This window comes from Allomuricauda sp. R78024 (genome assembly GCF_044596045.1).
GTDB lineage: Bacteria > Bacteroidota > Bacteroidia > Flavobacteriales > Flavobacteriaceae > Flagellimonas.
On sequence record NZ_CP138995.1, the window covers coordinates 557,481 to 569,794 of the forward strand.

Annotated in this window: 12 protein-coding genes; 1 reads left to right on the forward strand and 11 read right to left on the reverse strand. The window is 37.4% G+C overall.

Features of this window, described 5'->3' with window-relative positions; all coding sequences use genetic code 11:
* The 7 genes from SJY44_RS02485 to SJY44_RS02515 all read right to left on the reverse strand — a co-directional run bounded on the left by SJY44_RS02485 (position 1) and on the right by SJY44_RS02515 (position 6,752).
* Positions 1 to 837, reverse strand: a complete 837-nt coding sequence (locus SJY44_RS02485; RefSeq protein ID WP_396591139.1) for an aldo/keto reductase — start codon at positions 835 to 837, stop codon at positions 1 to 3.
* 3 nt (positions 838 to 840) lie between these two features.
* Entirely contained in the window at positions 841 to 1,950 is a 1,110-nt protein-coding gene (locus SJY44_RS02490) for a peptidoglycan DD-metalloendopeptidase family protein (protein ID WP_313789842.1), read from the reverse strand.
* Between the two features lie 115 nt (positions 1,951 to 2,065).
* Entirely contained in the window at positions 2,066 to 2,851 is a 786-nt protein-coding gene (locus SJY44_RS02495; RefSeq protein ID WP_298923315.1) for a DUF4292 domain-containing protein, read from the reverse strand.
* Positions 2,851 to 3,765 (reverse strand): tetratricopeptide repeat protein, encoded by a 915-nt coding sequence (locus SJY44_RS02500; RefSeq protein ID WP_396591140.1) that lies wholly within the window; start codon positions 3,763 to 3,765, stop codon positions 2,851 to 2,853. The genes SJY44_RS02495 and SJY44_RS02500 overlap by 1 nt, the downstream gene beginning before the upstream one ends.
* 42 nt (positions 3,766 to 3,807) lie before the next feature.
* Positions 3,808 to 4,824, reverse strand: a complete 1,017-nt coding sequence (locus SJY44_RS02505) for a sugar phosphate nucleotidyltransferase (protein ID WP_396591141.1) — start codon at positions 4,822 to 4,824, stop codon at positions 3,808 to 3,810.
* A gap of 34 nt (positions 4,825 to 4,858) precedes the next feature.
* Positions 4,859 to 5,293, reverse strand: coding sequence for a dUTP diphosphatase (gene dut, locus SJY44_RS02510; protein ID WP_298923321.1), 435 nt, complete (start codon positions 5,291 to 5,293; stop codon positions 4,859 to 4,861).
* Complete coding sequence (locus tag SJY44_RS02515; RefSeq protein ID WP_396591142.1) at positions 5,283 to 6,752, reverse strand: lipopolysaccharide biosynthesis protein; 1,470 nt, start codon at positions 6,750 to 6,752, stop codon at positions 5,283 to 5,285. Before SJY44_RS02515 ends, dut begins: the two co-directional genes overlap by 11 nt.
* Positions 6,753 to 6,949: 197 nt before the next feature.
* Here SJY44_RS02515 and SJY44_RS02520 point away from each other — a divergent pair, with 197 nt between their 5' ends.
* A complete protein-coding gene (locus tag SJY44_RS02520) occupies positions 6,950 to 8,605 on the forward strand; it encodes a sulfatase (protein WP_396591143.1) in 1,656 nt (551 codons plus the stop codon).
* Positions 8,606 to 8,757: 152 nt separating this feature from the next.
* On the opposite strand, the gene atpG is transcribed toward SJY44_RS02520, so the two are convergent.
* Genes atpG through SJY44_RS02540 form a run of 4 tightly spaced genes read right to left on the reverse strand, consistent with a single transcriptional unit; the run spans position 8,758 to position 12,254 of the window.
* Positions 8,758 to 9,618 (reverse strand): ATP synthase F1 subunit gamma, encoded by an 861-nt coding sequence (atpG, locus tag SJY44_RS02525; RefSeq protein WP_298923327.1) that lies wholly within the window; start codon positions 9,616 to 9,618, stop codon positions 8,758 to 8,760.
* 12 nt (positions 9,619 to 9,630) lie between these two features.
* Positions 9,631 to 11,211 (reverse strand): F0F1 ATP synthase subunit alpha, encoded by a 1,581-nt coding sequence (gene atpA, locus SJY44_RS02530; protein WP_396591144.1) that lies wholly within the window; start codon positions 11,209 to 11,211, stop codon positions 9,631 to 9,633.
* Between the two features lie 2 nt (positions 11,212 to 11,213).
* Positions 11,214 to 11,753, reverse strand: a complete 540-nt coding sequence (gene atpH, locus SJY44_RS02535) for an ATP synthase F1 subunit delta (protein WP_298923331.1) — start codon at positions 11,751 to 11,753, stop codon at positions 11,214 to 11,216.
* Positions 11,754 to 11,759: 6 nt separating this feature from the next.
* Positions 11,760 to 12,254 carry a F0F1 ATP synthase subunit B gene (locus tag SJY44_RS02540; protein ID WP_396591145.1) on the reverse strand — a complete coding sequence of 165 codons (495 nt, stop codon included), beginning with the start codon at positions 12,252 to 12,254 and terminating at the stop codon, positions 11,760 to 11,762.
* Between the last annotated feature and the right edge of the window lie 60 nt (positions 12,255 to 12,314).

Sequence of the window (12,314 nt, forward strand, 5' to 3'; positions counted from 1 at the left end):
TTAAAAATCAAAATTATCCGGGTCTGGCCCAAATCTTTTATCCCTATTTAGGCCGTCAAGTATTTGAACATCTTCTTTAGAAAGTTCAAAATCAAAAATAGCGGCATTTGAGATAATGCGTTCTTTTTTAGAGGATTTTGGGATAGTAACCACTCCTTTTTGAAGGTCCCAGCGTAAAACAATTTGGGCAGCGGTCTTATTGTACTTTTTTGCCAAGTCTTTCAAAAGAGGAATATCAAAAATGTTCCCCTGCATCATAGGTGACCATGCTTCGTACTGAATTCCATTTTTATGACAGAAATCGATTAAATCTTGCTGCACTAAGTATGGATGAAACTCCATTTGGTTGACCATCGGTGTTATTTTCGCTTCCGTCAACAAATCTTCCAAGTGGTGTTGCATAAAATTGCTCACTCCAATGGCACGTACTCTCTTTTCGTTATACAAACGTTCCATCGCCCTCCAGGTATCTTTAGATTTGCTTCCCTTAGGCCAGTGGATTAAATAGAGGTCTAAATAATCCATCCCCAATCTTTCCAAACTATCATCAAAGGCTTTTAATGTAGCATCATATCCTTGATCATCGTTCCAAACCTTGCTTACAACAAAAATATCTTTTCGATCAACACTACTTTGTTTGACCCCTTGACCTACACCATTTTCGTTCTTATATATTGAGGCTGTATCAATGTGTCTGTAACCGTGGTTCAAAGCATCCTTAACGGCATTTACAACCTCATCTCCATCTTTTGATAGATAAACTCCTAAACCAAAATAGGGCATTAGAACACCGTTGTTCAACTCAAACGTTCCCTGTAAATCTGTAATTGTTCTCATGTCTTATAATTGATATATCCAATCCTCAGGATTCAATCGATTGGAATCTTGATAAAGATAAAACTTCAACTTTGTAGTACCATCAAACCGATTGGTATAAATATCGCCAAGCACCTCTTTTACAAGGACTTTATCTCCCTTTTTTACGTATACATTGGATAAGTTATAATAGGTGCTAATATAATTTCCATGCTTTATCTGCACACCTCTACTACCTCCAGGAACCGTTAAAATTGCAATGACTTCACCTTCAAAAATTGCTCTTGCTTTGCTACCTTGATCTGTAGCAATAGTGACACCATTGTTTCTGTGTTTTATTCCAGGGTATAGTTTATCGTTGTACACGCCATACCCTTGACTTTTAATTCCCTTTTCTACAGGCCAAATAAGTTTCCCTTTATTTGCGGAAAAATTATTCGCAACCAATTTAGCTTCCGGAGTCAATACAAATTTGGTTCTACTAGATTTACCAGCCTTTTTATTGGTACTTGCAATAGCGCTTTTTATTAGCCGTTCTATTTCCCTATCAATTTTACGGGACTCCTTCTGTTTTTCTGCGATGGCTGCAGTGTATTTTGTTTCATTTTGTCTAATACTTCGCAATAGGTTCTTTTGGGATTCTATTTCGTTGAATAGCTCGTTTTTTACTTTTTTATTTTCTGCCAACAATTGTTCTTTGGTCTTACGCTGAGTTACCAAATCTTGGTTCAGTGTAGCAAGTTCATTGGTTTTTGTGATGATATCTTCACCTTGTTTCTTTCTATGCTTTGCATATTGCTCCATGTACTGGAGTCTCTTAAATGCTTGATAAAAGTTTTCTGAGGATAAGAGAAACATTAGTCGATTACTTTGTGCCTTATTCTGATATGATTTTTGAATAAGGTTAGCATAATCATCTCTCAGAATTTTAAGATCTTCTCTAAGTTTACTAATACTTCTAATATTTACATTAATTTGTCTGTTGAGTAAATTAGATTGTTGATTGGTAACTCTAATAAGTTCTTGCCTTACATTAATTCTCTTATCCAAAGCTTCCATTTGGTCCAGAACGGTGCCCTTTTCTTTCTTTTCCGCAAAAAGCAATCTGTTGATTTCTTTTATTTCCTGCTGCAATCTCTCTCGTTTGGACTCTAAAGCCTTTTGCTCACTAGTCTGTGCATTAGTGGAAATTGAAATGAAAAACGTAAAAATCAGACAACAAACGCAATATGAAATCTTATCTATCATATTACTTTAATATAATTTCATCAAACCCCTTTGGAACTTTATAAGGAAAATTCAAAGATCTGTTCAATTCCAGGTTCTTAAAACTTAAATCAATGATGGTTTTATCTTCTTCTTCAGCGGCCACAATCTGAATTTCATTTGGAAATATCTTACCAGAAATATCCTGATAGGTATATTTTGCTTGTAATTGTCGGGCCTCCTCTGGTTGTGAAATTTCTTGAGAAGAAATCTTGAAGTTTCTAGGCTCTAATTGAAACAATATTTTAAATAGCTCTTTTGCCTTTTTTGGTTTTAATTGATAATCTCCTTGATTGATTGCAGAGGTGTATTTTTCCTTTCTAAGGTCAAAAACTGCATTCCCCAACAACAGATTCTGAACTTTGTCAAAATCAAGCTCTGTACCCAAGAGTTCACTTAAATAACTAAAGTCCCCATCAAAATATTCTCCTTGTAATTTGTTGTAAAAGGATACTTTCTCTGGGGTTATATGGGCCTTTACCACGCCAAGGGGAGCGCTAATCCAAATCACTTTATTTTTTTCCATTCTAAGGCTCACACTTACTCCTTGGTTCTTTTTCCCATCTGAGTAATCAATTTTTACTCTTCCACTCAAGGTTTTAAAATCGACCTGGTTGGCATAATGATTTTCTATAATGCGTCTTGTAGAAATTCCTGAATCAACTTCACCCCCTACAACAGTCTTAGTACTTTTACAGGAGCTTAAAGCTATCGTACACAAGAACAAAAGGGTGATCTGTTTCTTTATTTGAAATTGAAATAACCGCATTACAGGCCTGTTTTTATTTTGTTCAAATATTCGTTTGCCTTAGAGGCATTGCCAATAGCCGTATATGCTTTTGATAATTCTGCGTAAATCTTGTTGGCCAAGGAAACATCATCCAACAGATAATCCAGAGCGCTTTCTAAAACTTCCACCGCTTTGGTAGATTTTGAAGTTCTATTAAGTGCCGTTCCATATGCATAGTGAAAATAGGGTTGAAGTGGATAAGAATCCAAAGCTTCTTTTGAAACCTCCTCCATATTCTTGAAATCCCCTCTTACCAAAAGCCCTTCTATTTGCGATTGATATTGTGCTATTGGACCATCCTCTTTTTGTACTGTCTTTTCCGGCTTAACCGCCGTAGTTAGTTTTTCATTTACACGCTGGATGGAGTCATTGATTTTTAATGTTAAATCAGTGGCGAATTTTGAGTTTCCAAGCCCTTCCAAAACCTTTAATGCATCATTGTATTTTCTCTTTTTAAAATAGAAAACAGCAAGATTCTCCTGCAACTTGTTGTTAGAAAAAGGAAGTTGTTGCTGAATTACATCAATGGAGGTTCCTTGTTTTTCCAAAACACGCAATAGGGTTTCTAAATACCAGAAATCCATTGGTTTTGCTTTCAAGGCATCTACAGCATATTCTTGAGCCTGAATATATTGCTTATCCAAAAAATAGGCCTTTGCCAATTCATAATCAATGACACTGTTTGAAGAGTCCAACCGTTTGCATTCTAAAAACAAATCAATGGCTCTATCATAATTCTGAATCCCTTTTTGTTTTAGTGCCTCAAAAAAGCTTTCTTGAAATTCATCTGTATATTCTTCTAAAAAAACCTCAGCACTTTGCTCTTCTTCTTGGGCATATGTCCAAAAAGAAAACAAAGAAATAAATATATATGTGCCTATTAGTCTTTTCAATTTATATTAGATTTTGTTTTCCAACTAAAACAATCTATACAACTATTCCATAACGGAATAGTCTCCTATGCTTATGGTCTCAAAATTACCATCAAAAACTACATGGTTGCCAATCATGGCATTATCCAAATTAGCGTTTTTGATCATGCTATTACTTTGAATTAAGCTATTTTTAACGGTTGAGTTTTCAATAACCGTGCCTGCACCAACAGATACGTAAGGGCCAACTGTAGCATTTTTAAGAACCACATTTTCTCCTATAAAGCAAGGCTCAATAATATTTACGTTCTCTTTTTCAACAGAGCTTGCAATTAATCCCTCGCCATCTTTTTCTAAAAAGCCTAGCATTCGTTGATTTGTTTCTATAGTCACATTTTTGTTTCCACAGTCCATCCACTCGTCTACCTTACCTGGGACAAATTTCATGCCCTTCTCCATCATTCGTTTTATTCCATCATTTATTTGATACTCTCCACCATTGATAATATCATTGTCCAAAACGTATTGCAATTCATTTTTTAGAACACTTACATCTTTAAAATAGTAAATGCCAATTACAGCCAGGTCGGAAACAAACTCTTGTGGTTTTTCAACCAACTCTATTATCTCATTTTGTTCACTTAATTTTACAACGCCAAATGCCTCTGGTTTATCAACTTGTTTTACCCAAATAACACTGTCTGCGGATTTATCCAAATCAAAATCAGCGCGTATTAGTGTATCTGCATAGGCTATCACTGCAGGCCCGCTTAATGAATCCTTGGCGCTCATAATGGCATGTCCTGTTCCCAATGGTTCATCTTGTCTATAGATGGATCCTTTGGCACCAAGACTCTTTGCCAACTGCATAAGGCTGTCCACCACATCGTCTCCAAAAAAAGCAGGGTCTCCCAAGATAAAAGCAACTTCTTCTATTTCTTCTCCCAATACTTTAGCAATATCACTCACCAATCGATGAACAATAGGTTTACCAGCAACCGGAATTAATGGTTTTGGAACTGTTAATGTATGTGGTCTTAATCGGGAACCTCTTCCCGCCATGGGTACAATAATTTTCATGTGTTCTTTAATATAACGTAGTTAGTGTTTAGGTTTATTGTGTTCCGGTACTGCCAAAACCTCCGGCGCCCCTATCTGTCTCAGAAAGTGAGTCTACTTTAACCCATTCTGCTCGTTCATGCTTTGCAATCACCATTTGGGCAATACGCTCCCCATTTTCAATGGTAAAATCGTCTGCAGAAAGGTTTACTAGAATAACACCCACCTCACCTCTGTAGTCGGCATCGACTGTTCCCGGGGCATTTAGCACGGTAATCCCTTTTTTTGCCGCAAGCCCACTGCGTGGTCTTACTTGCGCCTCGTAACCAACAGGTAATTCTATAAAAATTCCGGTGGGCACAATAGCTCTTTCCAATGACTTTAGCGTAATAGGTTCGGCAATATTTGCCCTTAGATCCATACCTGCGGAAGCAAGCGTTTCATAATGGGGCAATTGATGATTTGATGTGTTGATTATTTTAATTTTCACGTTGTAGAAATATAGTCTTTAACTTGTCTCCTTCCATTTTGTAAACTAGTGTCAAAAATAGCAAAAGTAAGACCCCTCCAGCTATTAAATTTCGGCTAAAAGCATAAAAAGACAGTGCAGAAAATAGTATGGAAACGGATAAGTAGAATACTATTTTTCGCATGTTGTATGGAACTGGGTAATACTTCCTTCCAAAATAATAAGACAGTACCATCATGCTTGCATACGCTGCCAAAGTTGCCAAGGCGGATGCCATATATCCAATTTTTGGGATAAAGGCAATGTTTATCATTAGGGTAATCAAGGCCCCAATTGAAGAGATATAGGCCCCAAACTTTGTTTGGTCCGTTACTTTGTACCAAACAGATAGGTTATGGTATATTCCCAAACAAAGACTTCCCAATAATATAATGGGCACTACGTCCAATGCTTCCCAATAGGTGGCATTTCGTATTAACAATTCTCCTAAAACATCTATAAAAACCACAACGGCCAGTAGTATTATACTTCCCAATATCACAAAATAATTGGTGATTTGGGCATAGGTTTTTTGTGGTTTTTCCGTTTTGGCATGACTAAAGAAAAAAGGCTCTACTCCCATTCTAAATGCGGTTCCGAACAAGGTCATAAAAAGTGCCAGTTTATAACATGCACCATATTTTCCAACTTCGCTTGCAGCAATGTCTTGTGGTAGCAGCTCTGTCAATAAAATTTTATCCACTACCTCATTTATGGTAAAGGCAATCCCTGCCACCATAATAGGGCCGGAATATTTAAGCATCTGCTTCCATAAGGTGGAATCAAACTTGTACGAAACTTTAAAGTACGTGGGTAGAAGCAATAATAAGGTAACTGCGCTGGCAATAATGTTGGAGATAAAAATGTACTGGATTTCCCAGCCCTCCCTATATATTGAATTTAGAAATCCTTCATTAGTATCTTGAACTGCTTTTGGTAGAATGAGCAAGAAAAAAACATTGAATCCTAAATTTATGGCAACATTTACAGTTTTTAAGAGCGCATATTTCATTGGTTTTTCTTGAGCTCTTAAAAGCGCAAAAGGAATGATTACCAATGCATCTAATACCAAAATATATGTAGTAAACTTTATATAGTCCACATTGATATTGGTAAAGTTTGCCAAGCTTTCGTTTACCAATAACGCCACCACTAGAAATAATAGTGATGATGCCAATAACGAAATTAAAGAGGTAGAGATAACAGGTTTTTTATCTTCTCTTTTATGATAAAAACGGAAAAAAGCGGTTTCCATTCCGTACGCTAAAAAGACATTGAAGATAGCAATCCAAGCATATATGTTTATATACTGGCCATACCCGGAAGCATTTTCAAAAACGGAAGTGTAAAGCGGGAGCAAAAAGAAGGAAATGACCCTTGGCAAAACAGTTGCCAAACCATAAATAAAAGTTTGTTTGAAAAGTCTTTTTAATGGGTTCAATAGAAATCCGTTCTTTAAGAAAGCCTCTAACTAGGTGGGCACAAGTTACGCAAAACCCCTTAGTTATTGGCTTGCAACCTTAATTAGTGTTTTTTATCCCCCACAAATTTATGAATACACAACTTCAAACTAAAACATCTCCTTCAATCATATTGAAGTAAATAATTTATATCTTTTGAGTGTAAACAATTCCACCCATGAAAACTTATTTAAAACGAATGGCGGCCATCATACTTCTCTTGGCAGTAATATCCTGTGTTGAGAAGAAAAAAGCTGATCCTATAGTCCACGAAAAACCCAATATCATCTTCATCATGTCAGATGATCATGCCTATCAAGCGATAAGCACCTATAGAGATCATTTAATTGAGACTCCCAATATTGATCGCATTGGCAACGAGGGCATTGTATTTACAAATGCTTCCGTAACCAACTCCATTTGTGCTCCATCTCGAGCTACTATTTTAACTGGGAAGCATACACATATCAACGGCAAGGTGGATAACCAGATGCCTTTTGATACGACTCAGGTTACCTTTCCTCAAATTTTCCAACAGGCAGGTTATCAAACAGCAATGTTTGGAAAGCTTCATTTTGGCAACAACCCCAAAGGCGTAGATGAATTTATGATTTTGCCTGGGCAAGGTTCATACATCAATCCTGATTTTATTACCAAAAATGGAGATACCACCAGAATTGAAGGATATGTAACTGATATTATTACAGATTTGACTTTGAATTGGTTGGACAAAAAAAGAGATACTTTAAAGCCATTTATGCTGATGTATCTGCACAAAGCTCCGCACAGACCTTGGTGGCCAAGACCAGATAAGTTTAAGGAGTTTTTAGGCAAGAAATTCCCAGAGCCCGCTTCATTATTTGACGACTATAAAAACAGAGGCGCAGCGGCCAAAACTGCCGAAATGAACTTGCTGTACGACATGATGTATAGCCACGACAGCAAAATACGACCAGAAACTGTTGCCAGAATGAAGAATTTAACTCCAGCAGTAAGAGAGTATGCTGGGGGATGGGAGAATCCATATGTGAATAGAATAACCGAAGAACAAAAAGCATTATATGAGCCTATTTTGGATGAAATCAATAAAGATTTTGAAGAAAATTGGCCATCAATGACGGACAAGGAGAAAATGCAATGGAAATACCAACGTTACATGCAAGATTATTTGGCCTGTATTTCTTCTGTGGACGATAATGTTGGGCGCCTGTTGGAATACTTGGATGATAGCAAATTATCTGACAATACCATGGTAGTATATACCTCTGACCAAGGTTTCTATCTGGGTGAACATGGTTGGTTTGATAAGCGTTTTATTTATGATGAATCTTTTAAAACGCCATTGCTAGTTCGTTGGCCAAACAGGATTGAGCCAGGAATAACAAGCGAAGAAATGGTACAAAATTTAGATTTTGCCCAAACCTTTTTGGAAGCCGCGCAAATTGAAGCTCCTGACGATATGCAAGGGGAAAGCTTAATGCCTCTTTTAACGTCCAATACCGCTGAATGGACACGGGATGCAGTATATTATCATTATTATGAATATCCTGCGGTACATCAAGTAAAAAGACATTATGGGATAGTGACCATTGATTACAAACTGGCGCATTTTTATTACGATGTTGATGAATGGGAACTTTATGACCGCAAAAAGGACCCACAGGAAATGAACAATGTGTATGGTGATCCTGAATATGCAGAGGTGGTTACAGAACTCAAGAAAAAACTGGAAGAGCTGCGTGTTCAATACAAAGATTCAGATGAATTGAATCAGCAGTATATCGATATTCACCATGCGAATAGTATTGATTCGCCTTTGAATAAAAAGGGTTAAAAAGCATAAGCTTGTCAGGTTTAGCATGTAGAACGATATTTCTACATTGCTTAAATCATAAACTTCGATTGGCTCAGTTTGACAATTTGAACCGACAAAAAGCAAAAAGCCACTTCCAAAGAAGTGGCTTTTTATAAATATTTATATCAAGCTTAGTTGTTCAATGCCTCGGCACCACCAACAATCTCCAAAATTTCATTGGTAATTGCAGCTTGTCTTGCTTTGTTATAGGTCAATTTTAATTGATCTCTAAGCTCTGTAGCATTATCTGTTGCTTTGTGCATCGCTGTCATACGTGCTCCATGCTCACTGGCAAAAGAATCGCGAACAGCTTTGTACAATTGTGTCTTCAATGATTTTGGAATCAATTCCTCCACAATCTCGGGCTTGGAAGGCTCAAAAATATAATCTGCAGCACCAGAAGTATCTCCTTCAACAGGAACAATAGGTAAAAACTGCTCTGACATCACAATTTGTGTGGCAGCATTTTTAAACTTATTGTAAACCAATTCTATTCTGTCGTAATTGCCTTCCGTAAAATGATTCATCAAATCTTGGGCAATTACCGCTACGTTATCAAAGGTTAAATCATCATAAACTTGACTGCGATTGGCAATTACATTGCCTTTTTTTCCAAGGATATCATTTCCTTTCTTTCCAATAGCTAAAAAATCAACCTGCTTTCCTGCATGAGTATCCTCAAGCAAAGCCATGGATTGCTTAATAATATTGGTGTTAAATGCGCCACATAATCCACGGTTAGAAGTAATGGCTACAACCAATACCTTATTAACCGCTCTATTATCTGCAAACTTACTTCCAGCATCACCATCTAAACTTGCGCTAAGATTTTGCAATAACTCAGTAAGTTTATTTGCATAAGGACGCATTGCGGTAATAGCATCTTGAGCCTTTTTCAACTTAGCAGCAGAAACCATTTTCATGGCACTGGTAATCTGCATCGTTGATGATACCGTAACTATCCTATTTCTTATTTCTTTTAGATTCGCCATTTATATTTGGGCTTAAGCTCTATACTTTCCTGAAAGATCTTTACAAACAGCAGTCAATGTATCTGTTACCTCATCTGTCAATTTTCCAGCCTTTAAGGTGTCCAGTACATCTCTGTGCTTGGCATTCATAAACTCAATGAAGTCTCTTTCAAATTCTTTTATCTTGTCAACAGGAACATCTCTCAAAAGGTTTTTAGAACCTGCAAAGATAATGGCGACCTGATCTTCAACTGTAAAAGGATCGTTTTGCGCTTGTTTCAAAATCTCAACATTTCTACGTCCTTTTTCAATTACGTTCAATGTAGCCGCATCCAAATCAGAACCAAACTTGGCAAAAGCTTCCAATTCACGGAACTGGGCTTGATCCAGTTTCAATGTACCTGCTACTTTTTTCATTGCTTTGATCTGGGCATTACCCCCAACACGAGATACAGAAATACCTACGTTAATTGCAGGCCTTACCCCTTGGTTGAATAAATCTTGCTCCAAGAATATCTGTCCGTCTGTAATAGAAATTACATTCGTTGGAATATATGCAGAAACGTCACCCGCCTGAGTTTCAATAATAGGTAGCGCCGTTAAAGAACCGCCGCCTTTTACCATTGGCTTTAAGACATCAGGAAGGTCATTCATATCTTTTGCAATGGTGTCATCATTGATCACTTTTGCCGAACGCTCCAATAATCTTGAGTGAAGGTAGAATACATCACCAGGATATGCCTCACGTCCCGGAGGTCTTCTTAACAAAAGAGATACCTCACGATATGCAACCGCTTGTTTTGATAAATCATCATAGATAATCAAAGCTGGTCTACCTGTATCCCTAAAGTATTCTCCAATAGCAGCACCTGCAAATGGAGCATAAACCTGCATTGGGGCAGGATCAGATGCGTTTGCCGCAACTATGGTTGTATATGCCAATGCGCCTTTGTCTTCTAAAACCTGAGCAATAGCGGCAACAGTAGAAGCCTTTTGTCCAATAGCAACATAGATACAATATACAGGCTCACCTGCATCGTAAAATTCTTTTTGATTTAAAATGGTATCGATACAAACTGTTGTTTTTCCAGTTTGACGGTCACCAATAACCAACTCACGTTGACCTCTACCTACGGGAATCATGGCATCAATTGCCTTGATACCTGTTTGTAATGGCTCGGTTACTGGCTCACGGAAGATAACACCAGGAGCTTTACGCTCTAGTGGCATTTCAAAAGTTTCCCCTGAAATAGAACCTTTACCATCGATAGGAACACCTAAGGTATTTACCACACGACCAACAATGCCTTCACCAACATTAATAGAAGCAATCGTTTGTGTTCTTTTTACAACAGAACCTTCTTTCACATCACGTGAAGGGCTCAATAGTACAACACCAACGTTATCTTCTTCCAAGTTCAAAACGATACCTTTCAGTCCGCCATCAAACTCAACTAATTCTCCGTATTGTACATTAGATAAACCGTATACGCGTGCGATACCATCACCTACTTGCAATACTGTACCTACTTCGTCCAATGAAGCGGTAGCTTCGAACCCTGATAATTGTTTCTTTAAAATTGCTGATACTTCAGCGGCTTTTACTCCTGCCATTTTTATAGACTATTTGTAAATTCTCTTTTTAATCCGTTCAATTTGTTTGTTACGCTGGCGTCATATTGTAAATCACCAACACGTAAAACAAATCCTCCTATAATGCTTTCGTCAATCTTGTTTTCTATCGTGACCTCATTTGTGGTCATCTTAGCAACTTCAGCCAATATTTTCTTTTCAAGCTCTCCGGTTAAAGGAACTGCTGTGGTAACATAGGCAATATCTTCTCCTTTTAATTGCTCATGGAGAATAATGTATTTCAGCGCTACTTCTTGCAGCAATGTTATTCTTTTATTGTCTGTTAAAGTGCTAATAAGCCCTTTGGTAATTTCTTGTGAACCCTTGAAAATTTCGTGTAACGAATTCTTTTTTACCTCACCTTTAACCACTGGGTTCTCCAAAAGATTTTGAAGCTCCAAATTTTCTACGATTACAGCTGCTATTTCTCGCATATCTTTCTCAACGGCGTCTGCCGCTTTCTTTTCGATAGCGAAATCTAAGGTTGCTTTTGCGTAGCGTATGGCTGCTCTGCTCTCGTTCATGCTTTCTTAGTTCAATTTGATATCGCCCAACATATCATCTACCAACTTCAATTGCTTCTTCTTGTCGGACAATTCTCCTTTGATGATTTTTTCTGCAATGTCTACTGAAAGATTGGCTACTTGTGCTTTTATCTCAGCAACGGCAGCTGTCTTTTCGCTTTCAATAGTGGCTTGGGCTTGTTTTATCATTTTGTCCCCTTCAGATTTGGCCTGTTCTTTAGCCTCTGCAACAATTCCCTCTTTTAATTCTCTTGCTTCCTTAAGCATGGCATCCCTCTCAGCCCTTGCTTCTTTAAGAATACGCTCATTGTCTGCTTGAAGGTTTTGCATCTCTTTTTTAGCATCTTCAGCTGACTCCAATGCATCTTTGATAGATTTTTCTCTATCGCTAACTGCTCCTAAAATAGGTTTCCAAGCAAACTTTCTTAAAATCCACAAAAGGATTAAAAATGTAATCGCTGTCCAAAAGACTAATCCAAACCCAGGGTTTACTAAATCCATTTCTTAGTGTATTAACTAAATCAAACTTTGTCTTAACTATAAATAAAAGATACAGAAGCA

Excerpts from the sequence above, each read along its gene's own strand:
- SJY44_RS02495 (WP_298923315.1), bottom strand. The coding sequence starts at position 2,851 with ATGCGGTTATTTCAATTTCAAATAAAGAAACAGATCACCCTTTTGTTC.
- SJY44_RS02505 (WP_396591141.1), bottom strand. The coding sequence starts at position 4,824 with ATGAAAATTATTGTACCCATGGCGGGAAGAGGTTCCCGATTAAGACCA.
- SJY44_RS02520 (WP_396591143.1), top strand. The coding sequence starts at position 6,950 with ATGAAAACTTATTTAAAACGAATGGCGGCCATCATACTTCTCTTGGCA.
- atpG (WP_298923327.1), bottom strand. The coding sequence starts at position 9,618 with ATGGCGAATCTAAAAGAAATAAGAAATAGGATAGTTACGGTATCATCA.
- SJY44_RS02485 (WP_396591139.1), bottom strand. The coding sequence starts at position 837 with ATGAGAACAATTACAGATTTACAGGGAACGTTTGAGTTGAACAACGGT.
- SJY44_RS02540 (WP_396591145.1), bottom strand. The coding sequence starts at position 12,254 with ATGGATTTAGTAAACCCTGGGTTTGGATTAGTCTTTTGGACAGCGATT.
- atpH (WP_298923331.1), bottom strand. The coding sequence starts at position 11,753 with ATGAACGAGAGCAGAGCAGCCATACGCTACGCAAAAGCAACCTTAGAT.
- atpA (WP_396591144.1), bottom strand. The coding sequence starts at position 11,211 with ATGGCAGGAGTAAAAGCCGCTGAAGTATCAGCAATTTTAAAGAAACAA.